Here is a 25,496-nt window from a genome sequence, read left to right as displayed (position 1 = left end):
AAATCTTATGATAAAAATATTAGACTGCACCTTACGAGATGGTGGCTATTACACAAACTGGGATTTCGATAGAAAACTAGTGGATACTTACATACATGCGTGCAATAATTTACCAGTTGATTACTTAGAAGTGGGCTATCGTTCTGTTCCACTTGAGGGTTATTTGGGTGAATATTTCTATCTGCCTCTATATGTTATGGAAAGATTAAAAGAACAAACCAATAAAAAACTCGTCATTATTCTCAATGAAAAAGATATACGTCCAGAGCATGTTGATTCATTGTTAGGGCCTTGCAAAGGCTTGATCGACATGGTGCGTTTGGCAATTGACCCAAATCAATTTGGTAGAGCAATTGCTTTGGCAGAAGCGGTTAAAAATATGGGATTTGAAGTTGGTTTCAATGTGATGTACATGTCTAAATGGAAGGGACAGAAAGCTTTTTTGGAGTTGTTACCAAAAGTTAAAGGCGTAGCAGATTACTTTTATATGGTCGATTCTTATGGCGGAGTGTATCCTCAAGATGTAAAAGAGACGATACAGTTAGTAAAAAGTTATATCCCAGAGGTGCCACTTGGTTTCCATGGACATAACAATATGGAATTAGCATTAATAAATACATTAACCGCTATCGAAGAAGGTTGTGAAATTGTAGACGCAACGATTACAGGAATGGGAAGAGGCGCAGGAAATGTAAAAACGGAATTACTCCTAACAGCCTTAAATGCACAAGGCAAATTAGAGGTAGATTTTAATCCACTTTCCAAAATAGTGGACGGTTTTGCAGAGCTTCAAAAATCTTATGAATGGGGAACCAACTTACCGTACATGGTTTCAGGTGCACACTCACTCCCGCAAAAAGATGTAATGGATTGGGTAGGTAAAAGGTACTACTCTTTTAATTCAATCATCAGAGCGTTGCAGAATCAAGCAAAGGGAGTGGCTGATAATGAAAATATGCTCATTTGGAATGATGAAAGTATATTTGATGAAGTCATTATTGTTGGTGGTGGCCCAAGTGTTGTTGATTGTAAAGATGCCATTGTAAATTATCTCAATACCAATAAAAAAGTTGCAATCATTCATGCAAGTTCAAAAAATGCTTTGATTTTTAAAAGTGTTCAAAACAAACAGTTTTTTTGCTTAGTTGGTAATGAGGGGCATAGAATGGAGGATGTTTTTAGTGGTGACCTTCCATTAAATTCAATATGTATCTTACCACCCTCACCCAGAAAGATGGGAACATATATACCAAATCCATTAAAGAAGATGAGTTATGAACTTGCAACAAACTCTTTCTCTGATAAATTTCAAGATTCACATACTGCTATAGCATTAGAGATAGCTTTAAAATTAGAGGCAGTTACTATATATACTGTTGGTTTTGATGGATATTCTAAAGGCTTGATGAACGAAAAAGCACAAGAATTATTTGCTGAGAATAGTTACTTATTTGAGAAGTTTTCAGAAAAATCAAACAAAAAAATCATCAGTTTAAATGAAACTTCGTACAATATAGATTCAAAATCTATTTATGCCTTTTTGTAGTAATCCCAATGGTATAAATACTTAACATAATTATAATTTCGAGTTTAAGATGTTTCGTATTGAATTCAATTAATGGTAAAAAAAAGATAGTTCATAATAATTTCCAATATATAATCTTAAAATGAAATCTTACGCTGTTGTAATTCCTGCCCGTTTGGCCTCTACGAGATTACCAAATAAACCATTAGTGGATATTTTAGGCAAATCACTAATTGAAAGAACGTACAATCAAGTGATTCAAGCTATTGATCCCAATAAAGTATATGTTTTGACTGACGATGAAATTATTATAAATCATTGTAAAGAAAGAGGAATACAAGTGGTATTAACATCAAAAAATTGTTTAACAGGTACTGATAGGGTTGCCGAGTTTGCAGAAATGACGAATTTTGATTACTATATCAATGTGCAAGGAGATGAGCCCCTGATGAATCCAAACAATATAGAAATAATAATAGAACAAGTTGAAAATTCTGATGGCGAAATATTAAATGGTTATGCAGAAATTGACTTAGAGGAGGATTTTAGGAGTTTGACTATCCCTAAAGTTGTTTTTAGGCCTGATGGACGATTGCTCTACATGAGTAGATCGGCTATTCCTGGTAATAAAAATGGGGAATTTACAAAAGCTTTTAAACAAGTTTGTGTTTATGCATTTCCAAAAAAAGCTTTGATTGACTTCTATAAATGTAATTCAAAAACCTTTTTAGAAAATATTGAAGATATTGAAATTTTAAGATTTTTAGAATTAGGTTATGAAGTTAGAATGTTGAAATTGTCAAAAGACTCAATAGCAGTGGATGTTCCAGAAGACATTGAGAAAGTTATAATTCATTTATCACAATCTAATGATTAAAGTTATTTTTTGGGATTTTGATGGAGTACTCATGAATTCTAATAGTGTTCGAGATATTGGGTTTCAAAGAGTTTTAGCAGATTTTCCGCAAGATCAAGTAGCAAAGCTGATGATATTTCACCAAACAAATGGCGGTTTATCACGATATGTGAAATTTAGATATTTCTTTGAAGAAATAAGAAAAGAAACAGTTTCGGAGGAAGAAATTTTAATTTGGGCAGAGCGATTTTCAGTAATTATGAAAGAATTATTAGTCAATCCAAAACTATTGATTGAGAAGTCCTTGCGTTTTGTTAAAGAAAATCAAGGGAAGTATATAATGCACATCACTTCTGGTTCTGATCAAGACGAACTACGTTTTTTATGCAAGTCATTGGACATAGACCACTTTTTTGCCTCTATACATGGATCCCCAAAACCTAAAAAGATATGGGTTCAAGAGTTAATCCAAATGCATGATTACAATAGAAAAGAATGCATTTTAATAGGAGATAGCATTAATGACTGGGAAGCTGCACTACATAATAAAATATATTTCACCCCTTTTTCAGACTATGTAATAAATAATTTTTTAATATGATTGAAATTATAAAAAGATATTATTGGCTAAATGTATACCCTTTAGTTTGTAGTTTAAATAAGCAAAATAGAATTGAATTATTAATTAAAAAATATGGTGGAAGTAAACTTAGTTTACAAAAACTGAAAAAAATAAAAAGTTCAGATACTATTTTTATTCTCGGAACGGGACAGTCCATTAATAATTTTACAAAAGTTGAGTGGGATGAAATACGTAAAGCTAATTCAATAGGAATCAATGACTTTTGTTTAAAAGGTTTTGCACCAACTTTTTATTCCTTTGAGCTAGAAAGACAAAATCTTGAAGATCATTTGACAAGATGGGAGCGAAACGCAAGTTACATAATAAAAAATAAAATTTTTGAACATTCAATTTTTTTGCTCAGACCTTATGAACCTTCTACAAAAAAATTGAAAGAGTTTGTAAATTATTTAGACTCTAGAAATTTATTTATGTGGCATAGAATAGACGAGCTTCCAGGTACATCGGTAGAAAGTATTGCCGAATTTCAAAATAGATATGTAGAAAATGGATTATCTACTTCAAATTATTATTTTCCTAGTAGAGGCTCTTCTCTCTCATGGATTCTATATTTAGTATATAAACTAGGTTATAAAAATATTATACTCTGTGGTATTGACCTTCATGGCGATCACTTTTGGATGAATTCTAAAAACATTTCTAATATAAATTTTGATAAAAAACATGAAACTGCAATTGGGTCAAATGGAATTGGAATTAAGGAATTGATTTATTGTTATAAAAATTCAATATTAAAAAACACTAATTTATTTGTTTCAACAAAATATTCTCTTTTGTCGGAGGATTTACCTGTTTATTTTAAAAATTTATGAAAGTATTTACCCTTGTGGGCACACGCCCTGAATTAATCAAACTTAGTTGTACACTTAAAGAATTGGATCGTTCTGTTGAACACATTTTAGTACATACAGGTCAAAATTTTGATTACGAACTCAATGAAGTTTTTTTTGAGCAACTGGGTATTCGTAAGCCAGATTATTTCTTAAATGCTGCTGGAAACAATCCAGCAGAAACTATTGCAAATGTGATTGTAAAAACGGATGCACTTCTGGATCAAATTCAACCAGATGCTTTTTTGGTTTATGGCGACACCAATAGTTGTATTGGAGTAATAGCGGCCAAAAAAAGACGTATCCCCATTTTTCACATGGAAGCGGGCAATCGCTGTTTTGATCAACGTGTACCTGAAGAGGTCAATCGTAAAATTGTTGATCACTTAAGCGATATCAACATGGTGCTTTCAGAACATGCCCGCCGTTATTTAATTATGGAAGGCATTAAGCCTGAGACCATTATCAAAACAGGATCTAGCATGCTAGAAGTGCTCAACGAGCACAAAGAATCCATAGAAAATAGCAGGGTCCTCGAAAATGAAAATTTAGAAAAGAAAAGCTATGTAATAGTAAGTACCCATAGAGAGGAAAACATCGATTCGCCACAAAATTTCAATGCCTTACTCGATACTTTAGAGGCTTTGCAAAAGCATTTTAATAAAACTATCATTGTTTCAACCCATCCCAGAACACGAAAAAAGTTAGAAGCGACTGGTTTTGTAAATCAAAACCCACAGATTCGTTTTATGAAGCCTTTTGGTTTTTTTGAATACATCAAATTACAAAAAGAGGCTTTTTGTGTAGTGTCCGACAGCGGCACTATTTCAGAGGAAGCTTCATTATTGAAAATTCCAGCGGTTACGATACGACAAGCTCACGAACGCCCGGAGGCCATGGACGAAGGAACCGTGATCATGACAGGTTTGGATCCTGAAAACGTTATCAGAGCAATAGAAGTTACACGAAATCATTTTCAAGACAGTTTGCCATTTGAAATCGTTGAAGATTATGCAACAGAAAGTGTTTCAAAAAAGGCCATCAAAATTATCTTGTCATATACAGGCTATATCAATAGAACTGTATGGCGTAAAAACGATTTATAATGGAAAAGAAAAGAATATTAATTATAGGTGCAACAGGAATGTTGGGACACATGGTGCACAAGTATTTTGAGGGTTTAGAAAATTATGAATTGTTTAATTCTGTATATCGTAACCCTCTTAATGATAAAAGTATCGTTTGTAATGTGAAAGATCAGAATGCTGTAAAAAAATTATTTGAACAAACGAAGCCAGATGTTGTCATTAATTGTGTGGGAGCCTTAGTGCAGGAATCTCAAAATAACCCAGCGAGTGCAATATATTTGAATGCGTTATTTCCATATGTTTTGAGGGATTTATCAAATATTTGCGGAGCGAAATTAATTCATATAAGTACTGATTGTGTTTTCTCAGGTATAAAAGGCGCATATGGTGAGGATGATTTCCGTGATTCAGATGATGTGTATGGAAGAAGCAAAGCACTAGGCGAAATTTTAGATGCTTTCCATTGCACTTTACGTACTTCAATTATAGGGCCTGAACTGAAAGACGGAACAGGATTGTTTCATTGGTTCATGAAGCAAGAGGGAGAGGTAAAAGGTTATACACATGCTTTTTGGGGGGGAGTTACCACATTAGAATTAGCAAAAGCCATCGAGAAAGCTATTAAATATGAACTGAACGGGGTTTTTCAAGTAACTAACGGGAGCAAAATAAGCAAGTTTGATTTGTTAAGCCTTTTTAATCAATATAAGGTAAACCCGACAAGGATTGTGCCATTTGAAAATTATACAGTTGATAAGTCGCTTAAGAAATCCAATAAATTTGATTTTGAAGTACCTAACTTTGATATTCAAATGAAAGAATTACAAGATTTTATCAAAAAATCAATTTCATATTCATACCACATTAAATGATTAGTGCAGTTAGTAAAATAAAAAAAACACAGCTTTTCCTTTTCTTAATAAATCCTTTTCTTTTACTATTTACTAGTATCAGGAATTTCAATCGGAAGAACTTTTTTTTCCCGTTTTTTCTAGTTTCAATTTTCTTTTCTTATCAGTTTGCAACTCAGGATATAAGTGATGCGGCTGAAGGTGAAGATGCTCAAAGATATAAAGCATATCTTCATATTCTTCATGACTATCCAGTAGATTTCGTAAGTTCAATTTTAAGTGCTTTTAGTGCTGAAGAAGGGGAAGCAGATATTTATCAATTTGTAGTTACTTATTTCGTTTCAATCTTTACCAACGACACCAAAATTTTGTTTCTTTTTTTTGGAGTTATTTTTTCTTTTTTTTGGCTTAAAAACCTTGAAATGATTTTAAAAAATATTGGTGAAGAATATTTTAATAAGACTTTAATTGTTAGTTTATTAATTTTTTTACTCTTTTTAATAAATCCAATATGGCAAATTAACGGAGCAAGATTCTGGACAGCAGCTCATGTTTTTAGTTTTATCATTTTAAAATATTTCCTAGAACAAAATAAAAGAGCCTTATTTTTCCTTCCTTTTCCAATTTTAATACATTTTTCATTAATATTATTTGTTTTCTTTTTCATATTATATAAGTTTTTGCCAAAAAACAAGCTTTTTTTTCTTATCATTTATATTTTAAGTATTTTCTTTGTAGAATTAGATATTTCAGCCTTGAATGAACTTTTTAAAAGTGCTATTCCGTTAAAATTTGAAGATAGATTTGAGAGCTATACAAACGTAGAATATATTGATAATATTAAGTTGCAAAACAGTATTAGTTCATTCCATATTAAATTTCATGGAATTTTTCAAAAATACATAATGATTTTTTTAACATTATTTTCATTTATTAAATTGTATGAAGAAAAAATTAAATCGTTGGATTATAGAATTGTATTTTTCTATTTTTCAGTAATGTTGTCATCAATTAGTAATATTTTGGCAGCAACTTATAATTTTAATAGATTTCTTTTCGCTTCAGATTTTATTTTACTTGCATCAATTTTAGTTTTGAATCTTGAAGTGATTCCAAAAGCAATTTTTATAAGATTACCATTGAAATTAATGATTCTTTTCGTAATTTTTGTTAAAATCAGATTTTCTTTACTTCATACAAGTATTTGGTTTTATATAGGAAATCCAATTGTGGTATCATTTATTGATAATCCCGTTTCCTTTTTCGAAGATCTAAAGTCCTTTTTTAATTAATTATTGTTTAATCGAATCCTAAAAAAAATAATAATGAAAGAAATGAAAAATTGCATCATTATTTCTGATTCCTTTAATTCAGATGCAACAGGTTTGGTAGTTAAAAACTTAATACAAGGTATCACTGAAAATCAATATTATCCAAATCTAATCACATTTCCTGTTAAAAAACTAGATGACAAAATAAATTTAATTACTATACCAAAAAACAACACATTGAGCCCAAATTTATCACCAAAAGTTGATAAATTAAAAATGATTATTTTTAAGTCGTTACTTGATTATTCAAAAGGTAAAAATGATTTGAAAATGATTAAGGATTGGATAGCTTCTAAAGTAGAAATTGAAAACACAAAATTTGTATTGGTTATAAGTTCAGGAAATGTATCAGTAAGATTATTAAGAATTGGGAAAAAAATATCAGAAACATACAATTTGCCATACATTATTCATTCAACCGATCCAATACCATCACCAAAACCATGGGGTGACAAAGAAATATTTCGATCAGCTTTGTTTTCAGCTATTAAACCATTTTATAAAATGGCTAATTTAGTTGGATCATCAAATACAGTAATGTTGGAGTATCAATTGTCATATATGCCTACAATAAAGGGTAAGAGTTTTGTCTTGTATAACCCAGTAAGTCAATGGCAAGAACTTGAAGAAAATAGGATTGAAAGAGGCACGTTTTTATATTTAGGTTCTATTTACGGAAAAAGAGATCCAAGTTTTCTTATAAGCCAATTTTTAATATTAATCGAAAAATATAACTTTGTGAAGCTTAAATTTGTTGGTAGTGATATCGATATTTTAAAATACAATATACCTAAGCATAGAATTAAAAATTTTGAAGTAATAAGTTGGACAGACAATGTTGAAAAGTACATTGCAAGTTCAGAGGTTTTGTTAGACTTAAACGCAAATATTGAAAAAGATGTTTTTCTTTCGTCTAAACTATCAAAATATTTAAGCTACAATAGAAAAATATTAGTTATGTGCGCAAAAGAAAGTGCACCAGCAATATTGATAAATGATAATCCAAATATAGGTGTTTGGAAATTTCAATACAACTTAGACAATTTTATAGATTTATCATCAGAAATCCTTAACACTAATTTTAGTAATTGGATATATAGAAAAAAATTATGTTTTGATTTTAGCGCAAAAAATCAAACTTCGCACCTAATTGAAAGAATTAAGAAATTATAATGTTTAAAAAATATAGAAATTCAGTTATTAATCTTTTAGGTAAATCAATTTCTCAAAAAATTGTAGTAATAGAATCCGACGATTGGGGCACGATTCGTATGTCATCAAAAGAGGCTTTTAACTCACTATTAAAGAAAGGATATCCAGTTGATCAGTGTCCATATAATAAATATGATGCTTTGGAGAGTAATCAGGATTTAGAAATGCTTTTTGATGTATTGAATAGTGTTAAAGGAAACGATGGTAACCCAGTAATCCTAACGGCAAACAACATAGTCGCCAATCCTGATTTTGAAAAAATTAAGAAATCTAATTTTAATGAGTATCATTTTGAGCCTTTTACAGAAACTCTAAAGCATTATCCAGAGCATGATAGAGTAATGGATTTATACAGAGAAGGAATCAATAATAAATTAATTATGCCACAGTTTCATGGTAGAGAACATTTAAATGTAACACTTTGGATGAAAGCTCTTCAAAGAAAATCAGAAGACGAAATGTTAGCTTTTGATTTAGGTATTTTTAGTTCAAAAGTTGCTCAAAAGTATGGGTACCAAAATGAATATATGGATGCATTTGATTTTAAAAAATTAAAAGAATTAGAGTTTCAAGAGAAAGCCATTATTGAAGGGTTAAAACTATTTAAGCATATATGGAATTTTGATTCAGAAAGTTTTATTGCACCTTGCTACATTTGGCATTCACAACTTGAAAAAGTTTTAAAAGAAAATGGAGTAAAATACATTCAGGGGTTGATAAATCAGTTTGAACCAAGAGAAGGGGATTCTTGGTCTTATTCCAAAAAATATCACTATCAAGGTCAAAAAAATAGTATAGGACAAAGATATTTAATTAGAAATGCATTTTTTGAGCCAACGATTAATCCAAATTTTCGATGGGAACAAGATTGTTTGAACCGAATTGAAATAGCCTTTAGATGGAAAAAGCCTGCTATAATAAGTTCGCATCGTCTAAATTATATGGGGAGTTTATATCCTGAAAACAGAGCCCAAAACCTCAAACGATTACAGATGCTTTTAGAGGCTATTATTAAAAAATGGCCTGAGGTTCGATTTGTTAGTTCAGATGAATTAGGAGATTTAATGAATAAAGAAAATTAATTTATGTGTGGAATAGCTGGATTTATAGATTTTACAAAAAAATCTTCAGAAAGTAATTTAAGAGAAATGATTGATTCTATTCCTCATCGTGGTCCAGATGATCAAGGAATAAAACTTATTTTAGAACAATCTTCAATAATTGGTCTAGCACATGCTAGATTATCAATTATCGATTTGTCAAATGGTGGTCACCAACCAATGCAATACAAGCATTTAACAATTGTCTTTAACGGAGAAATATATAACTATCTAGAAATAAAAAAAGAATTAGAAATTTTAGGACATATATTTATTACAGCTTCAGACACGGAAGTCATATTACACGCTTTTTATGAATGGGGTAAGCAATGTGTTGAAAAATTTATTGGAATGTTTATCTATGTGATTTTTGACTCAAAAAGCAAAAAAATCACTGTTACTCGTGATAGAGCTGGAGTAAAACCTTTCTATTATTTTTGGAATGAAGAAATATTTTTGTTTGGATCTGAATTAAAAGCATTAATTACACATCCAAAATTTGAAAAGAATATAAATGAGAGTATAGTCTCTACTTATTTTGATTTAGGATATATTCCAGCTCCCTATAGTATTTTCAAGAAAACTTCTAAAATTGAACCAGGGCACCATTTAGAATTATCAACTCAGACTAAAAAAATCACTTATGAAAAGTACTGGGATGCTGAAAGATTTTATAAATTACCTAAAAGCATATTAAATTATTCTGAAGCTAAAGAAAAACTTCATAAATTATTAAAATCCGCTTGCGATTATCGTATGGTGTCAGATGTTCCTATTGGAGTTTTTTTAAGTGGAGGTTATGATAGTACTTTAGTAGCAGCAATATTACAAAAATCAACTTCAGATAAAGTTAAAACTTTTACAATTGGCTTTGAAGAAGGCAATAATGAAGCTCCTTATGCTAAAGAAACAGCTAAATATTTAGGAACTGATCACACTGAATATACCTGTACCACAAAAGAAGCACAAGAAATTATTCCTACGTTGCCCTTTTTTTACGATGAACCATTTGCGGATAGTTCTGCAATACCAACAATTTTGGTAAGTAAATTAGCCCAAAAAAAAGTTACTGTTGTATTGTCGGCAGATGCTGGTGATGAAGTTTTTTTTGGATATACAAGTTATATGATAATGAACCAGTATATGAAATATATTAATTTTATACCAAGTTTCTTGAAACCTTCTATATCTAAAATAGGTTTAATTCTTAGTGATTTCATACCATTTTTAAGTTTTGATAAAAAACATAAAATTAAAAGTGCTTTTAAGTCAATGCAAAAAGACAATATAAAACAAGCTTCAAACTTATTTTGTTTTATGAATAGTTTGCCAGAAGATTTTCAAAATAAATTATTTTTAAATAAAAAAAAATGTACCTATTCGCCTTATAAAATAAATTTACAAGATTTCAGTGTTCCATTAGAAGTTGCTCAAGCTATTGATTATAAAAGCTATCTTCAAAATGATATTTTGACTAAAGTAGATCGCGCTACTATGTCAGTTTCTATAGAAGGCAGAGAACCTTTAGTTGACCATAGAATATTAGAATTTGCTGCCCAGTTGCCATTAGAATACAAATGGGATGGCAAAACAAGTAAAAAGATACTTAAAGATATTGTTCATGATTACATACCTAAAGAAATGATGAATCGTCCAAAAACAGGTTTTTCATTACCAATTTATTCATGGTTAAGAGGTGATTTATCTTATCTTATAGACGAGTACCTATCTCCTAAAGCTTTAGAACAATCAGGGTTATTTAATGTACCTTGGGTATCACAACAAGTAAATTTATTTAAACTTAATAAATTACATTATCAGCCTTTTATATGGAAATTATTAATGTTTCAAATGTGGTATAATAAATGGATGAAATAAAAAAAATAGCCCTTGTTATTCCTTCATTACATGCGGGAGGTATGGAACGGGTAATGTCTGAATTAGCAAATTATTTTTCGGAAAAGGATAATATTATAGTTCATTTAATAATTCTTGGAAAAAGCAATAAATTTTATGATATATCAAACAATGTGATTATTCATGAACCTAACTTTCTCTTTAATAATTCTTACAGATTATTATATATTCTAAAAACAATGTATTTTCTACGTTCAACAATAAAAAAAATAAAGCCATATTCCGTACTAAGTTTTGGTGAAATGTATAATTCATTTGTTTTAATTGCGCTTAAATTTTTAAATTGTAATATCTATGTTTCAGATAGAAGTAGACCAGATAAAAAATGGGGAAGGGTTCATGATTTTTTAAGACAAAAACTATATAAAAATGCAACGGGTATTATTTCACAGACTAGTTATTCAAGAACTTTTTTGCAAAAACTTACAAATAATAAAAATATAGTGGTAATACCAAATCCTGTAATTATTCAAAATGAGCAAAAAAATGAGCGTAAAAATATAATTTTAAGTGTAGGAAGGTTAATTTACTCCAAAAGATTAGATTTGTTATTAAAAATGTTTTCTGAAATAGATAATCATGATTATGAATTATGGATTGTAGGAGAGGGAACAGAAAAAGATAATTTAGTAAAATTAGCCCATGAATTGATGATTTCTGAAAAGGTTATTTTTTGGGGAGCAAGAAAAGATATACATTTTTTCTACAAACAAGCAAAAATATTTGCATTTACATCTGTATCTGAAGGATTCCCAAATGCACTTCTTGAAGCACTTTCATTTGGGTTGCCTAGTATTTCTTTTGATTGTATTGCTGGTCCCTCAGACTTAATAATTGATGGCTACAATGGGTTTTTGATAACTGAGTTAGACCAAAAAACTTATAAAGAAAAATTAATAAAATTAATGGATGATAATGTTTTTGTAAAATTAGCAAAAAACACACAAAAGCATGCAAATGAATTTAATATTGAAAAAATAGGTCAGAAATATCTAGATACTTTATTATCATGAAAAGAAAGTTACAAAGATTTAAATTTTATTTTTTAAAGTTTTTTATAGGGATTTTTATATACTTAGATGTAAGAAAATACCAAAAATTATATAATGCTTTATTGCGTAACAATGGTATGAAGATAAATGGTGAGCCAAGATTTATAGCAAAGAGTGTTAAGTTTGATGATTTTGATCGGATCCAAATTAATGATAGATTAGTTGTTTCAATGAATGTTCATTTTCTAACGCATGATTATAGTTATACAACTGCTTTAATAGCTATTGATAAAGAGCCTAAAACAGATATTGGTGTATTGAAAAATATTTATGTTGGTAAAAATGTCTTTATTGGTATGAATTCTATAATATTGCCAGGTACAAAAATTGGTAATAATGTTATTATTGGCGCTGGTTCTGTAGTTAGAGGTTCAATTCCTGATAATTCAATTGTTGCAGGTAATCCAGCTGTTGTAATTGGTGATATAAGAGAATACGCAAGTAAAGTTAATAGAAGAGAAAAGCAAGACTTTGTTGTTGATAAAAAATGAGAGTTTTACAAATTAACGCAACTGTAAATTCAGGGTCAACAGGAAGAATTGCAGAAGACATAGGCCTAGTTTTAATTAATGTTGGGCACGAAAGTTATATTGCTTACGGAAGGGGCAATCAGCCGAGTAAATCTAATAAAATCAAAATAGGAAATCAATGGGATGCCAATTGGCATGGTGTAGTTTCACTTTTATTGGATAGACACGGTTTTGCTTCTAGAAAAGCAACTAAACAGTTGATTAATAAAATTGAAGAATTAAAACCAGATGTTATTAATTTACATAATATCCATGGGTATTATGTAAATATTGAAATACTATTTGATTATCTGAAAAAAATAAATATCCCAGTAGTGTGGACTTTTCACGATTGTTGGCCTTTTACAGGGCATTGTAGTTACTTTGATTCTGTAGCTTGTGAAAAATGGAAAACCCATTGCCAGAATTGTCCAAAGAAAAGTTTCTATCCTAAATCTTTATTAATAGATAATTCCTTTAAAAATTATTCTGATAAAAAGCAGATTTTTAATCAGTTAAATAATCTTCATATTATTACACCATCAAATTGGTTGAAAAATCTAGTAAAACAATCATTTTTATCGAAATTTCCAGTAATTTGTATTCACAATGGGATAGATCTTTCGAAATTTAGTCCTGTAGAAAATGTAGAAAAATTAATTCAAAAATGGAATCTAAAGGATAAAATAATTGTTTTGGGAGTAGCCAGCATTTGGGATCGCCGCAAAGGATTGGATGATTTTATCTCTTTATCAAATAAATTATCAGGTACATATCAGATAATTTTAATAGGTTTAACTAAAAAGCAAATAGCACAATTACCTAAAAATATAATAGGTATTGAAAGAACAGAAAGTATTGAAGAATTAGCAGAATACTACAGTTTGGCAAATGTATTTGTAAATCCTACTTACCAAGACAATTTTCCTACTACAAATATTGAAGCATTAGCATGTGGCACCCCCGTGGTTACTTATAATACAGGAGGAAGCCCCGAAGCAATTGATAAAGAAACGGGCATAGTGGTAGAAAAGGGAAATGTAAATGATTTAAAAACCGCTATTGAACGAGTAACAAGTGCTAAAACTGAATATTATGATAAAGAAAAATGCAGAAAAAGAGCGGAAAAGCACTTCGATAAGAACGAAAGGTATCAAGATTATTTACAATTGTTTAAAACTCTTGCGAAATAGAGCTAATAAATATTAAAATGTATACAGGAACTAAAAAATCAGAACTAAAAATATATGTAAGCAATCTTTTAGGATGGAGAACCAATAGAAAATTAATCGTAATAGAAAGCGACGATTGGGGCTCTGTTTATATGTCAGACAAAAGGGCATTAGAAGAAATGAAAGCCAAAGGAATTCCTTTACATTCACATTATCTGAAAAATGATACTTTGGAGTCTAATGAGGATATGGAGATGTTGATGGATGTTCTTCGTAAACATAAAGATGCTTCTGGTCGTTATGTTGTAATGACTGGAGTGAATGTGGTGGCTAACCCTGATTTTGAAAAAATAAAGGCAAACGGTTTTAAGAAATATGAATATGAATTGTTTCCTGAAACCGCTAAAAGATACCCAAAAAGTGATAGAATACACTCTTTATGGAAACAAGGAATAGAAGAAAGACTTTTAGTTCCCGTGTTTCACGGAAGAGAACATCTTAATGTGCAACGTTGGATGAAACTTCTTCAAGAGGGAAACGAAACCTTAAGAATAGCTTTTGAATATGGTGTGAGTACATTACCAAGAGAAATAAATGGTGAAGAGCTAACAGACTTACGAGCAGCGTTTGATATTGATACCCAAAATGATTTAAAATATCTTGAAAAGGTAATAGATATAGGATTAGATGAATTTGAATCTCTGTTTGGTTTTAAATCTACTTTTTTTATTCCAACGAATGGTCCTTTTAATAATAATTTAGAAGAAATGTTAAGCAAAAAAGGGGTGAAATACATCGGAACAGGAAAAATACAACACGAGCCTTTGGGGGAAGGTAAATATAAAAAGCATTTCCGTTACTTAGGGAAAAAGAATAGATTGGGACAAATGTACTTGACTAGGAATTGTTTTTTTGAACCAATAAGTGAAGAGTTTCCTAAAGAAAGAGATTGGGTAGCCTCTTGTTTGAAGGAGATAGAGATAGCTTTCAACTGTCATAAACCCGCTACTATTAGTTCTCATAGAGTGAATTACATGGGAACCATAAATCCTGAAAATAGAGCAGAGGGATTAAAAAAATTAGATCAATTATTGGGAGCAATCATAAAAAAATGGCCAGATGTTGAATTTATAACTTCTATGGAATTGGGAGATATCATTAATGGAAATTCCTAAGTAAAATAGGTGTATAAAAATTAATGAATTAGAGAACATTATGATCTTTGCAAACGTATTTATCAATAAAGTATTAAAGATTTAAGTTCTTTTCATAAATTATGATGAAAAATAAAAAAATATATATCGCTGGGCATCATGGTATGGTAGGTTCAGCTATTTACCGAGCATTACAAAATAATGGATATAAAAATCTAGTCGGGAGGCCTAGCCAAGAGTTAGATTTAAGAAATCAAGCTCAAGTTAAAGATTTTTTTGCTTTTGAAAAACCAGATGTAGTTATTGATGCAGCTGCAAGAGTGGGAGGTATCTTGGCAAATAATAATTTCCCTTATCAGTTTTTGATGGAAAACATGCAAATTCAGAATAACTTAATTGAAGCATCTCATCAAAATGAAGTGGAAAAATTTATTTTTTTGGGATCTTCTTGTATTTATCCAAAATTGGCTTCTCAACCTCTAAAGGAAGATTGTTTGTTAACTTCATCTCTTGAACCTACTAACGAGTGGTATGCAATAGCTAAGATTACTGGAGTGAAAGCTTGTGAAGCGATAAGGAAACAATACAAAAAAGACTTTGTGAGCTTAATGCCCACAAACTTGTATGGGACAAGAGATAATTTTGATTTGCAAACGTCTCATGTATTGCCTGCCATGATTCGAAAATTTCATGAAGCTAAAAAGAATAAACATGCTCCAGTTAAATTGTGGGGAACAGGAAAACCAATGAGAGAGTTTTTATTCGTAGACGATTTAGCAGATGCTGTTTTATTTGCTTTGGAGAATAAATTAAGTCATCATTTATATAATGTTGGTACAGGTATAGACATTACTATAAAAGAACTGGCACTAAAGATTCAAAAAATAACGGGACATGAAGGTGAAATTATCTGGGATAACTCAAAGCCTGACGGAACACCAAGAAAATTAATGGATGTTTCACGACTTAAAAATGCAGGATGGAAGTATAAAACATCATTAGATGAAGGACTGCAAATAACTTATAATTGGTTTTTAGCGAATCAAGATAATTTTAAAGAAGTTAAAATTTAATACCATTTCAATTTCTCGACACAGATTGTAAAATTTATAAAGATAAACCAAAATAAAAAAGACAAGATGTAATATAGGCAGAGTATTTTTTTTTAGAGGGGAGCTCCAAAAAAAGAGAGAATTAGTGAAACTCAGAAATAAATGATACTCCAATAAGTTTGACATAAAACAAAATCTAGACTATTTTTGAAGTTAAATGGCTCATAACCATTGAAAGAGTCTAAAAATATAAAAGTTGGTGAATAGTAGAAATTCTACTTAAAATAAAACTCTGTTTATGGAATAGTAGAATGTGTATTAGAGTAATGTATTTATTAGAATGCAAGTGAAATCATTTGAGGAAAATGATATATTGAGAATCGAAGCTGAGTTTTATAGAGTGCTAGATAGACATAATAACTCTTATATAAGTGTAAACATAAACATAAAAAGTAAAATATTAAATATGATGATATGATAAATCATATTCAAAAAGTATAAATTCAATAAAACTACTAATATGAATCAAAATAAAAAAGTAGCCTTAATCACAGGAATAACAGGCCAAGACGGGTCTTATCTAGCAGAATTATTACTAGAAAAAGGCTATAGTGTTCACGGCATCAAAAGAAGAGCTTCTTCGTTTAATACTCAACGCGTAGATCATCTCTATAAGGATCAACACGAAAATAACGTGAATTTTAAGATGCATTATGGTGATTTGACAGATTCTACCAACCTAATAAGAATCATTCAAGAAACACAACCAGATGAGATTTATAATTTAGGTGCAATGTCACATGTGAAGGTGAGTTTTGATTCACCTGAATATGTAGCAAATGTAGATGGGATAGGGACATTGAGAATTCTGGAAGCGGTAAGGATTCTAGGTTTAGAAAAAAAAACAAGAATTTATCAGGCATCAACTTCCGAATTGTATGGTGGGATGCAAGAGAATAAAAATGAATATGGATTCTATGACGAAAATTCTCCTTTTTACCCAAGATCTCCATATGGAGTTGCTAAAATTTATGGTTTCTGGATTACAAAAAATTATCGAGAAGCTTATAATCTTTTTGCATGTAACGGAATACTATTCAATCACGAATCACCAAGAAGAGGGGAAACCTTTGTAACAAGAAAAATTACAAGAGCAGCTGCCAAAATTGCTTTGGGATTACAAAATGAATTGTTTATGGGGAATTTAGATGCTCAAAGGGATTGGGGACATGCAAAAGATTATGTAGAAGCGATGTGGCGGATTTTACAGCAGGATACCCCAGAAGATTATGTAATTGCAACAGGATTGACAACAAGAGTAAGAGATTTTATAAAAATGGCTTTTGAACAAGTAGGACTTTATTTACGATTTGAAGGAAGTGGTGTAGAAGAGGTGGGTATATTAGATACAATAAATTTTGAAGTTTATCAAAAAACTACGGGTAATGAAAATATAGTTTCTTCATTGCAATTAAATAAAGTTATGATTAAGGTTGATCCCAATTATTTCAGACCAACAGAAGTAGATTTATTGATTGGTGATCCAACAAAAGCTAAAACAAAATTAGGTTGGGAACCAAAATATAATTTACAGACTTTGGTAGAAGAAATGATGGTTGAAGATGTAAAACTTTTTCAAAAAGACATTCATTTAACTAAAGGAGGTCATACAGTAGTAAGAAATGTAGAGTAAAAATGTATAAAAAAAAACAAATTGTATTCGTCAATCAAAGTGCTGGATATTTAATGATTGATATTATTGATGCTTTTAAGGATGAATATGAAGAAAGAATTCTTTTGACGGGTTTTTTAAATCCCAGAAACAAAATACTTGATGCTACTGTTAAAGTTGAAAAATTAATTCCTTATGATAGGTCATCAACATTTAAAAGAATGTTTACCTGGGTTGGGGCTTTTTTAAAAATACTATTTTTAATTAAGTTTAAATATCCAAAAGCGCATTTGTTTTTAGTGTCAAATCCTCCATTGACAGCTTGGGTTCCTTTATTTTGTAAAAATTCGTATGATATTTTAATATATGATGTTTATCCAGATGCATTAGTTGAATTTGGCTATTTTAAACAGGATTCATGGATTATTAAAAAATGGGAAAACATAAATAGAAGAATGTATGCAAAAGCAAGAAAAATAAGTACAATTACCAGTGGGATGAAAGAACGAATAGCTAAATATGTAAATAAAAATAAAGTAAATGTAGTGCCTATTTGGACGGATAATTCATTCCTAAAACCCATTCCCAAGTCAGAAAATGTTTTTTTAAAAACACATCAAATTGAGGATAAATTTATTGTTATGTATTCAGGTAACATGGGGAAAGCTCATCCAGTAGAAATACTCATCGAATTAGCACTACAATTTCAAAATAACACAGAAATTTTTTTCTTGTTAATTGGAGGAGGTGATAGATATAAAGAGATGGAAGTATTGATTGCTAAAAATAAACTGCAAAATATTAAAATTTTACCTTGGCAAGATACCAAGACACTGCCTTTCACACTTTCAGGAGCTGATTTAGCTCTTGTAACGGTTGGTAATGAAGCTTCTGATTTAAGTATCCCTAGTAAAACATATAATTTAATGTCGGTAGGAACACCAATTTTGTGTGTAGCCCCTCAAAATTCTGCATTAGCAAGATTAGTAGAAAATGAAAAAATGGGTGAAATTTTTCAAAATTCTGATTTGCAAAGTATAGTAGATTTCATTCAAAAAAGTAAGATTAATTTTGAATTTTTAAATTATTATAAAAGTAATGCTTTAAAGGCATCTTTAAATTATACACCCTATAATGCTACTAAATTTATATAATAAATATGCTATTAATATGTATAGTTTATTTTTTAAAAGATTAATAGATGTAACAGCTGCAGTGCTGGTTTTAATATTTTTTTCACCCCTATTTATAGGGGTTTACCTATTATTGATGCTCAGTCAAAATTCAGCATTCTTTACACAGGATAGACCAGGGAAAAACGGGAAAGTTTTTAAATTAATTAAATTTAAAACCATGAGTGACAAGCGAGATGCACAAGGAAATTTATTACCAGACGCAGAACGCTTAACCAAAGTGGGGAAATGGGTAAGAAGTACTTCATTAGATGAACTGCCACAATTGATTAATGTATTAAAAGGAGATATGAGCCTAATAGGACCTCGTCCCTTATTAATTAAATATTTACCTTTGTATTCAGAAACCCAAAAACGCAGACATGAAGTAAAACCTGGAATAACAGGATGGGCACAAGTAAATGGAAGAAACGCCATTTCATGGAACAAAAAATTTGAATATGATGTATGGTATGTAGACCATTTAAGTTTTTTATTGGATTGCAAAATCGTATGGAGAACAATAAAAAAAGTCATCATAAGAGAGGGAATCTCAAGTGATACAAGCGTAACAATGGAACCTTTTAAAGGAAATAACTAAATAAAACATAAAATTATGGAAGCAGAATTTTTAGAAATGATAACAGAAGTATTAGAAATTGAAGACAGAGAGATTCAATTATCAGATGCTTTCAGAGACTATGATGAGTGGGACTCATTAGCTAGATTAACTTTAATCGCCGAAATAGACGATAAGTATAACATGGTAATCGAAGAAGAAGCATTTAAAAATGCAATCACTTTAGGAGATTTACTCAACGAAATTATAAAAAGAACGCAGGCTTAATCCATTTTTATGGCAGATTTATCTTTTAAAAACGTTGGGATTACGGGTTTAGCAGCAGCAGTACCAAAGAATACTATTGATAATTACAATTACACCCAATTTTTTAATAAAGAAGATGTAAAAGATATAGTAGACAAAGTAGGGATTAAAGAACGCAGATTTGCCCCAGAAGGAATGTGCGCATCAGACTTATGCTTCGCAGCTGCAGAGAAATTAATTTCGGATATGAATATAGACAAATCAGAAATTGATTTGCTAATCTTTATATCTCAAACTCCTGATTACAGAATGCCCGCTACATCTATTCTCTTACAGAACCGTTTGGGATTAGGAAAACACACGGCAGCATTTGACATCAGTTTAGGTTGTTCAGCTTTTGTGTATGGACTTTCGGTGGTCTATGGTTTAATGCAATCTGGTGGCTTTAGAAAAGCATTATTGCTAGATGGAGAAACACGTTCTAGAATATACTCACCAAAAGATAGAAAAACAGCTTTTCTTTTTGGAGATGGAGGAGTGGCAGCCCTAATTGAAAGAGATGAAAAATTTGGAGAAAGTTTTTTCTCACTGAATTCTAATGGCGCTCTCTCAGATTTAATTAAAATGGATGCCGGCGGTTATAGAAATCCCAGTTCACCTGAAACATTAACTGAAAAAGTGGTAGATGAGTATGGCAACATAAGAACAGATGAACATGGGTACATGAATGGAGCTGAGGTGTTTAATTTTGTATTGAGCGAAATTCCAAAAAATTTCAAATCGGTACTCGAGAAATCAGGAAATACCAATGATACAATAGACTTTAATTTGTTTCATCAAGCCAATGACTACATGAACGCTTATTTAGCCAAAAAATTAAAGTTAGATAAAGAAAAAGTGCCTTCATGTATTGAAAGTTTCGGAAATACATCTTCTGTTTCTATACCTTTAACTATAGCATCTCAATTGCAGTATAAGCTTCAAGGCAATAAAAAATTAATGTTATGCGGTTTTGGAGTGGGGATGTCTTGGGCTACGGCTCAAATTAATGTGCAAGATTGTTTTATCAGTAACTTAGTAGAATTAGAATGAGTATAAACCCTTTTACCCTATTAAATAAAACCATCGTGGTTACGGGAGCATCTTCTGGGATTGGAAGACAATGCGCTATTACCCTAAACCAAATGGGAGCTTTTGTAATTTTATTGGGGCGATCAGAGGAAAGATTGTTAGAAACAGTAGGGAATTTCGAGAACGAAAATTACCAAATCCTAGTGGCGGATGTTACAGATTATGAGCAAACTGCTGAAAAGTTAGAAGATGCTCTTAAAACGGTAGGGAAAGTAGACGGAATTGTTCATGCAGCGGGAATTTCTACTACATTGCCACTTCGTAACATTACGCCAGAAAAATTACAACCTTTTTTTGAAACCAATGTTTTTGCTCCTATTGCCATCACTAAGCTTCTTACTAAATTAAAATATGCCAATCCAGATGGGATGAGCATTGTGTTTTTAGCCTCAGTAATGGGAATGGTAGGGGAATTAGGGAAAACAACTTATAGTTTAACGAAAGGGGCTCTCGTTTCAGGAACAAAATCTTTAGCTTTAGAATTAGCATCAAAAAAAATAAGAGTAAATTGCGTAGCTCCAGGAGTTGTAGTAACTCCTATGAGTTCTAATGCTGTCTATGCTCAAGATTCTTCAGCTTATGAAAAAATAAAAAGTTATCATCCGTTAGGACTTGGTAAGCCAGAAGATGTAGCCAACGCTTGCGCTTTCTTGTTATCAGACGGGGCATGTTGGATTACAGGGACTACATTAGTGATAGACGGAGGATATACAGCAAGATAATTTAATATGAAAAAAGTAATAATCATTGGAGCAGGCGGACATTCCGCTGAAATCACAGACTATATTACCCATTATAATAATTCGGTAGCACCAGAACTCTGTTTTGATGTAGTAGGATATATTGATGATAACAAAGAAAGTTATAATAATTACAGTCTCCTAGGTCCTTACATAGGAACCATAAAAGACCATGAGGTATCCCAAGATGCAGAATACATTATGGGAATAGCCAATATACAATTTAGAAGAACAATTATTCAAAATTTCCTAGAGAAAGGTGCGAGATTTGCTACCCTCATTCATCCTACAGCAATAATTTCACCCTCTGCTACAGTAGGTGAAGGATGCGTGGTGGCGCATAATGCATCTATAGGACCAAAAGCAATTATTGGAAACTTTAATATGTTAAATTCTCGATGTACAATAGGTCATGATTCTACAATAGGTAATTTTAACTTTATTGGTCCCCAAGTAGTATTGAGTGGTTTTACAAAAGTAGGAAATAACAATATGTTTGGGGTGAATAGTGCTACAATTCCCACCATTGAAATCGGAGATAATAATACCATTGCAGCAGGGATGATTATCACAAAAACAGTGAAAGATAACGAAACTCACTTTTATCGTTTCAAAGAAAAAGTAGTGATAACTTAGAAAAAATTAGCTTAATAAAAAATAGGGAGTTATTGATTGAAAAATCAAAAAATAAAAACAATAAAATGAAAATAACAGTTGTTGGTACAGGATATGTAGGTTTGTCTAATGCGATGCTATTAGCGCAAAATCATCAAGTGGTAGCATTGGATATTGTTCCAGAGAAAGTAGAACTTCTAAACAATAAAAAATCGCCCATTGAAGATAAAGAAATAACGGAATTTCTATCTACAAAAAAATTGAATTTTAAAGCAACTTTGGATAAAGAAGAGGCTTATAAAGATGCAGATTTTGTAATTATTGCTACTCCTACAGATTATGACCCACAAACCAACTATTTCAATACAAAAAGTGTAGAGAGCGTTCTTATAGAAATGAATCAATACAATCCTAATGCAGTTGGGGTAATTAAATCAACGGTACCAGTAGGATTTACGAAAAAAATAAAAGAAGATTTAGGTATTGATAACGTAATGTTTTCACCAGAATTTTTAAGAGAAGGAAGAGCGTTGTATGACAATTTATATCCTTCTCGCATTATTGTGGGAGAGAGAAGTGAGCGTGCAGAAGTTTTTGCAGGTTTATTGAAAGAAGGAGCCATTAAGGAAGATATTCCAGTGCTTTTTGTAGATTCTACAGAAGCAGAAGCCATCAAGTTATTTTCAAATACTTATTTAGCACTACGTGTGGCTTATTTTAATGAATTAGACAGTTATGCTCAAGTTCATCATTTAGATAGCAAACAGATTATAGAAGGAGTAAGTTTAGACCCTCGTATCGGTTCGCATTACAATAATCCATCATTCGGATATGGAGGTTACTGTTTGCCAAAAGACACGAAACAACTATTGGCCAATTATGATGCAGTGCCTAATAACATTATAAAAGCCATTGTAGATGCCAATAGAACGCGTAAAGATTTTATAGCAGATTCTATCATCGAAAGAGCACCAAAAAAAGTGGGGGTTTATCGTTTGATAATGAAGGCAGGTTCAGATAATTTCCGAGCATCTGCCATCCAAGGGGTGATGAAGAGAATAAAAGCTAAAGGAATTGAGGTAGTGGTTTATGAACCAGTTCTTAAAGAAGAAACATTTTTTGGTTCAAAAGTCATGCACGATGTAGAAGCTTTTAAAAAAGAATGTGATGTCATCATCTCTAATAGAATGACTCCAGAATTAGAAGACGTAGCGGCCAAAGTCTACACCCGCGATTTATTTGGGAACGACTAGAAAATGGAAAAAATATTAGTAACTGGAGCAGCTGGCTTTATAGGCTTTCATACCACAAAAAAATTAATCGATTTAGGGTATGAAGTCATAGGTTTAGATAATATAAACGATTATTATGATATCAATCTGAAATATGATCGTTTGAAAGAACTAGGTATCGATCGGAATAAAGCAGAAATTCAGGAGAAGAGGGTTCAATCAATGCTTTATCCTACATTTCAGTTTATTCGTTTAAATATTGAAGATAGAGAAAATATCCCAGCATTATTTGCGAACGAAAAATTTGATCAAGTGATTCATCTAGCAGCACAAGCTGGCGTTCGATACAGTTTAGAGAATCCTATGACTTATATAGATAGTAATATTATGGGATTTACAAATATCCTAGAATCTTGTCGTTATCATAAAATTAAACATTTGGTATACGCTTCAAGTTCTTCAGTTTATGGGAAAAATGAAAAAATTCCTTTTGAAGAAACAGATCAAGTAGATAGTCCTATAAGTTTATATGCCGCAACTAAAAAAGCGAACGAGTTAATGGCGCATGCTTATAGCCATTTATATCAGTTACCAACTTCAGGGCTTCGTTTTTTTACAGTGTATGGACCTTGGGGGCGTCCTGATATGGCTCCAATGCTTTTTGCAGAAGCAATGACGAGTGGCTTGGAAATTAAAGTATTTAATAACGGAGAAATGAGTAGAGATTTCACTTATGTGGATGATATAGTTCAAGGAATTATAGTAACTCTTCAAAATCCAGACAACCAAGGAAATGGTTACCAGTTATTCAATATTGGAAATGGTGCACCAGTACCGTTATTGCATTTTATTGAGTGTATGGAGAATGCTTTAAATATAAAAGCAAAAATAAATTTTGCTGCAATGCAGCCTGGAGATGTGCCAAATACTTGGGCAGATACGACTAAATTAAATAATCTAGGTTATAAAAGCACTACGCCTATTGAAGAAGGAGTAGAAAAATTTGTACAATGGTTTAATGAATATTTTAAAAATAAGAACGGCTTAGACTAAAGAGAAGGAATAATAATGGGAGCCATTTTTTGGACAATTAAAATTTTAATAGAAATTAAATAGGATTTAGAGATTTAAGTAAATGGAATTTAAAATAAAAAAATTTATATTGAAATCTTCTAACTCAAACACCTACTTAATACAAAGTGAGGTGGATGAAAAGAGATGCTATTTAATAGACGCGGGAAACGGTATAGAAGCGATAAATTCTTTACAGCCTAATCAGAATATTGACGCCGTATTTTTAACACATGCACATTATGACCACATTGCGCATATTGGAGATGTAATAGAAAAATTTCCCAGTTGTAAAATATACTGTTCAGAGTATACTAGAATTGCGCTCTCAGATTATAAACTCAATTTATCTTTTTATCATGGTACTCCAGTCATCTTTACGGGTGAACAAATTAATATAGTAAAAGAGAATGATAACATTCCTCTTTTTAATCAGGAGAAAATGGTAATCTTAGAAACACCAGGTCATAATGAAGGTTGCCTCACCTTCCAATTAGCGAACTACTTTTTCACAGGAGATGCTTTAATTCCTAATATCCCAATTGTAACCAAACTAAAATCTGGAAATAAACAACAAGCGAAAGAATCTGCCTTGAAAATTAAAATGGTTACAGACGAAAACTCCTTTATTTGTCCAGGACATCTCAATATGATAAAATCTACCGAAATAGATTGGAAGCTTTACATCAATGAATGAAACTTAATTATTTGATGCTTTCTAATCTTATTTAGATTCAATATTTCA

Annotated in this window: 25 protein-coding genes; all 25 read left to right on the top strand. The window is 31.0% G+C overall.

What is annotated here, in order from left to right:
• Positions 1-7 precede the first annotated feature (7 nt).
• Positions 8-1,546: an aldolase catalytic domain-containing protein gene (locus tag C3729_RS12670; protein WP_104794488.1), complete on the top strand. Its 1,539-nt coding sequence runs from the start codon at positions 8-10 to the stop codon at positions 1,544-1,546.
• Positions 1,547-1,667: 121 nt separating this feature from the next.
• Positions 1,668-2,402 carry a 3-deoxy-manno-octulosonate cytidylyltransferase gene (locus C3729_RS12665; protein WP_104794487.1) on the top strand — a complete coding sequence of 245 codons (735 nt, stop codon included), beginning with the start codon at positions 1,668-1,670 and terminating at the stop codon, positions 2,400-2,402.
• A complete protein-coding gene (locus C3729_RS12660; protein ID WP_104794486.1) occupies positions 2,395-2,982 on the top strand; it encodes an HAD family hydrolase in 588 nt (195 codons plus the stop codon). Before C3729_RS12665 ends, C3729_RS12660 begins: the two co-directional genes overlap by 8 nt.
• On the top strand, positions 2,979-3,836 hold the full coding sequence (locus C3729_RS12655; RefSeq protein WP_104794485.1) for a hypothetical protein: 858 nt from the start codon (positions 2,979-2,981) through the stop codon (positions 3,834-3,836). The genes C3729_RS12660 and C3729_RS12655 overlap by 4 nt, the downstream gene beginning before the upstream one ends.
• Positions 3,833-4,960, top strand: a complete 1,128-nt coding sequence (gene wecB / locus C3729_RS12650; protein WP_104794484.1) for a non-hydrolyzing UDP-N-acetylglucosamine 2-epimerase — start codon at positions 3,833-3,835, stop codon at positions 4,958-4,960. The genes C3729_RS12655 and wecB overlap by 4 nt, the downstream gene beginning before the upstream one ends.
• Complete coding sequence (locus tag C3729_RS12645) at positions 4,960-5,814, top strand: dTDP-4-dehydrorhamnose reductase family protein (RefSeq protein WP_104794483.1); 855 nt, start codon at positions 4,960-4,962, stop codon at positions 5,812-5,814. The genes wecB and C3729_RS12645 overlap by 1 nt, the downstream gene beginning before the upstream one ends.
• Positions 5,811-7,085 (top strand): hypothetical protein, encoded by a 1,275-nt coding sequence (locus C3729_RS12640; protein ID WP_104794482.1) that lies wholly within the window; start codon positions 5,811-5,813, stop codon positions 7,083-7,085. The genes C3729_RS12645 and C3729_RS12640 overlap by 4 nt, the downstream gene beginning before the upstream one ends.
• A gap of 33 nt (positions 7,086-7,118) precedes the next feature.
• Positions 7,119-8,297 carry a hypothetical protein gene (locus C3729_RS12635; protein ID WP_133159985.1) on the top strand — a complete coding sequence of 393 codons (1,179 nt, stop codon included), beginning with the start codon at positions 7,119-7,121 and terminating at the stop codon, positions 8,295-8,297.
• Positions 8,297-9,418 carry a hypothetical protein gene (locus tag C3729_RS12630; RefSeq protein ID WP_104794480.1) on the top strand — a complete coding sequence of 374 codons (1,122 nt, stop codon included), beginning with the start codon at positions 8,297-8,299 and terminating at the stop codon, positions 9,416-9,418. The genes C3729_RS12635 and C3729_RS12630 overlap by 1 nt, the downstream gene beginning before the upstream one ends.
• A gap of 3 nt (positions 9,419-9,421) precedes the next feature.
• Complete coding sequence (asnB, locus tag C3729_RS12625) at positions 9,422-11,314, top strand: asparagine synthase (glutamine-hydrolyzing) (protein WP_104794479.1); 1,893 nt, start codon at positions 9,422-9,424, stop codon at positions 11,312-11,314.
• On the top strand, positions 11,302-12,366 hold the full coding sequence (locus C3729_RS12620) for a glycosyltransferase (RefSeq protein ID WP_104794478.1): 1,065 nt from the start codon (positions 11,302-11,304) through the stop codon (positions 12,364-12,366). Before asnB ends, C3729_RS12620 begins: the two co-directional genes overlap by 13 nt.
• A complete protein-coding gene (locus C3729_RS13445; RefSeq protein ID WP_104794477.1) occupies positions 12,363-12,896 on the top strand; it encodes an acyltransferase in 534 nt (177 codons plus the stop codon). Before C3729_RS12620 ends, C3729_RS13445 begins: the two co-directional genes overlap by 4 nt.
• Positions 12,893-14,107 (top strand): glycosyltransferase family 4 protein, encoded by a 1,215-nt coding sequence (locus tag C3729_RS12610; protein ID WP_104794476.1) that lies wholly within the window; start codon positions 12,893-12,895, stop codon positions 14,105-14,107. Before C3729_RS13445 ends, C3729_RS12610 begins: the two co-directional genes overlap by 4 nt.
• A gap of 17 nt (positions 14,108-14,124) precedes the next feature.
• Positions 14,125-15,261, top strand: a complete 1,137-nt coding sequence (locus C3729_RS12605; RefSeq protein WP_104794475.1) for a hypothetical protein — start codon at positions 14,125-14,127, stop codon at positions 15,259-15,261.
• 101 nt (positions 15,262-15,362) lie between these two features.
• Positions 15,363-16,313 carry a GDP-L-fucose synthase gene (locus tag C3729_RS12600; protein ID WP_317615417.1) on the top strand — a complete coding sequence of 317 codons (951 nt, stop codon included), beginning with the start codon at positions 15,363-15,365 and terminating at the stop codon, positions 16,311-16,313.
• A 499-nt stretch (positions 16,314-16,812) separates the two neighbouring features.
• Positions 16,813-17,985, top strand: a complete 1,173-nt coding sequence (gmd, locus tag C3729_RS12595; RefSeq protein ID WP_104794473.1) for a GDP-mannose 4,6-dehydratase — start codon at positions 16,813-16,815, stop codon at positions 17,983-17,985.
• Positions 17,986-17,987: 2 nt separating this feature from the next.
• Positions 17,988-19,118: a glycosyltransferase family 4 protein gene (locus C3729_RS12590; RefSeq protein WP_084656776.1), complete on the top strand. Its 1,131-nt coding sequence runs from the start codon at positions 17,988-17,990 to the stop codon at positions 19,116-19,118.
• A 16-nt stretch (positions 19,119-19,134) separates the two neighbouring features.
• A complete protein-coding gene (locus tag C3729_RS12585) occupies positions 19,135-19,737 on the top strand; it encodes a sugar transferase (protein ID WP_104794506.1) in 603 nt (200 codons plus the stop codon).
• 15 nt (positions 19,738-19,752) lie between these two features.
• Complete coding sequence (locus tag C3729_RS12580) at positions 19,753-19,983, top strand: acyl carrier protein (protein WP_072781052.1); 231 nt, start codon at positions 19,753-19,755, stop codon at positions 19,981-19,983.
• A 9-nt stretch (positions 19,984-19,992) separates the two neighbouring features.
• Positions 19,993-21,054, top strand: a complete 1,062-nt coding sequence (locus C3729_RS12575; RefSeq protein WP_104794472.1) for a 3-oxoacyl-ACP synthase III family protein — start codon at positions 19,993-19,995, stop codon at positions 21,052-21,054.
• Positions 21,051-21,815: an SDR family NAD(P)-dependent oxidoreductase gene (locus C3729_RS12570; protein WP_185117747.1), complete on the top strand. Its 765-nt coding sequence runs from the start codon at positions 21,051-21,053 to the stop codon at positions 21,813-21,815. Before C3729_RS12575 ends, C3729_RS12570 begins: the two co-directional genes overlap by 4 nt.
• 6 nt (positions 21,816-21,821) lie before the next feature.
• Positions 21,822-22,469 (top strand): acetyltransferase, encoded by a 648-nt coding sequence (locus C3729_RS12565; RefSeq protein WP_104794471.1) that lies wholly within the window; start codon positions 21,822-21,824, stop codon positions 22,467-22,469.
• Positions 22,470-22,534: 65 nt separating this feature from the next.
• Entirely contained in the window at positions 22,535-23,701 is a 1,167-nt protein-coding gene (locus C3729_RS12560; protein WP_104794504.1) for a nucleotide sugar dehydrogenase, read from the top strand.
• A 3-nt stretch (positions 23,702-23,704) separates the two neighbouring features.
• Positions 23,705-24,733, top strand: coding sequence for an NAD-dependent epimerase/dehydratase family protein (locus C3729_RS12555; protein WP_104794470.1), 1,029 nt, complete (start codon positions 23,705-23,707; stop codon positions 24,731-24,733).
• Between the two features lie 82 nt (positions 24,734-24,815).
• Complete coding sequence (locus C3729_RS12550; protein ID WP_104794469.1) at positions 24,816-25,448, top strand: MBL fold metallo-hydrolase; 633 nt, start codon at positions 24,816-24,818, stop codon at positions 25,446-25,448.
• Positions 25,449-25,496: the final 48 nt, after the last annotated feature.

This window comes from Cloacibacterium normanense, from assembly GCF_002943105.1.
Taxonomy (GTDB): domain Bacteria; phylum Bacteroidota; class Bacteroidia; order Flavobacteriales; family Weeksellaceae; genus Cloacibacterium.
Note: the sequence above shows the minus strand (reverse complement) of the source record. Positions and strands in the feature narration are given on the sequence as shown.

Bases quoted from the DNA above. Each gene is read 5' to 3' on its own strand.
- C3729_RS12590 (WP_084656776.1), top strand. From the start codon at position 17,988: ATGTATAAAAAAAAACAAATTGTATTCGTCAATCAAAGTGCTGGATAT.
- C3729_RS12570 (WP_185117747.1), top strand. From the start codon at position 21,051: ATGAGTATAAACCCTTTTACCCTATTAAATAAAACCATCGTGGTTACG.
- C3729_RS12630 (WP_104794480.1), top strand. From the start codon at position 8,297: ATGTTTAAAAAATATAGAAATTCAGTTATTAATCTTTTAGGTAAATCA.
- C3729_RS12575 (WP_104794472.1), top strand. From the start codon at position 19,993: ATGGCAGATTTATCTTTTAAAAACGTTGGGATTACGGGTTTAGCAGCA.
- C3729_RS12555 (WP_104794470.1), top strand. From the start codon at position 23,705: ATGGAAAAAATATTAGTAACTGGAGCAGCTGGCTTTATAGGCTTTCAT.
- C3729_RS12640 (WP_104794482.1), top strand. From the start codon at position 5,811: ATGATTAGTGCAGTTAGTAAAATAAAAAAAACACAGCTTTTCCTTTTC.
- C3729_RS12565 (WP_104794471.1), top strand. From the start codon at position 21,822: ATGAAAAAAGTAATAATCATTGGAGCAGGCGGACATTCCGCTGAAATC.
- C3729_RS12550 (WP_104794469.1), top strand. From the start codon at position 24,816: ATGGAATTTAAAATAAAAAAATTTATATTGAAATCTTCTAACTCAAAC.
- C3729_RS12670 (WP_104794488.1), top strand. From the start codon at position 8: ATGATAAAAATATTAGACTGCACCTTACGAGATGGTGGCTATTACACA.
- C3729_RS12560 (WP_104794504.1), top strand. From the start codon at position 22,535: ATGAAAATAACAGTTGTTGGTACAGGATATGTAGGTTTGTCTAATGCG.
- asnB (WP_104794479.1), top strand. From the start codon at position 9,422: ATGTGTGGAATAGCTGGATTTATAGATTTTACAAAAAAATCTTCAGAA.
- wecB (WP_104794484.1), top strand. From the start codon at position 3,833: ATGAAAGTATTTACCCTTGTGGGCACACGCCCTGAATTAATCAAACTT.
- C3729_RS12605 (WP_104794475.1), top strand. From the start codon at position 14,125: ATGTATACAGGAACTAAAAAATCAGAACTAAAAATATATGTAAGCAAT.
- C3729_RS12645 (WP_104794483.1), top strand. From the start codon at position 4,960: ATGGAAAAGAAAAGAATATTAATTATAGGTGCAACAGGAATGTTGGGA.
- C3729_RS12660 (WP_104794486.1), top strand. From the start codon at position 2,395: ATGATTAAAGTTATTTTTTGGGATTTTGATGGAGTACTCATGAATTCT.
- C3729_RS12655 (WP_104794485.1), top strand. From the start codon at position 2,979: ATGATTGAAATTATAAAAAGATATTATTGGCTAAATGTATACCCTTTA.
- C3729_RS12585 (WP_104794506.1), top strand. From the start codon at position 19,135: ATGTATAGTTTATTTTTTAAAAGATTAATAGATGTAACAGCTGCAGTG.
- C3729_RS12580 (WP_072781052.1), top strand. From the start codon at position 19,753: ATGGAAGCAGAATTTTTAGAAATGATAACAGAAGTATTAGAAATTGAA.
- C3729_RS12600 (WP_317615417.1), top strand. From the start codon at position 15,363: ATGATGAAAAATAAAAAAATATATATCGCTGGGCATCATGGTATGGTA.
- C3729_RS12665 (WP_104794487.1), top strand. From the start codon at position 1,668: ATGAAATCTTACGCTGTTGTAATTCCTGCCCGTTTGGCCTCTACGAGA.
- C3729_RS12620 (WP_104794478.1), top strand. From the start codon at position 11,302: ATGGATGAAATAAAAAAAATAGCCCTTGTTATTCCTTCATTACATGCG.
- gmd (WP_104794473.1), top strand. From the start codon at position 16,813: ATGAATCAAAATAAAAAAGTAGCCTTAATCACAGGAATAACAGGCCAA.
- C3729_RS12635 (WP_133159985.1), top strand. From the start codon at position 7,119: ATGAAAGAAATGAAAAATTGCATCATTATTTCTGATTCCTTTAATTCA.
- C3729_RS12610 (WP_104794476.1), top strand. From the start codon at position 12,893: ATGAGAGTTTTACAAATTAACGCAACTGTAAATTCAGGGTCAACAGGA.
- C3729_RS13445 (WP_104794477.1), top strand. From the start codon at position 12,363: ATGAAAAGAAAGTTACAAAGATTTAAATTTTATTTTTTAAAGTTTTTT.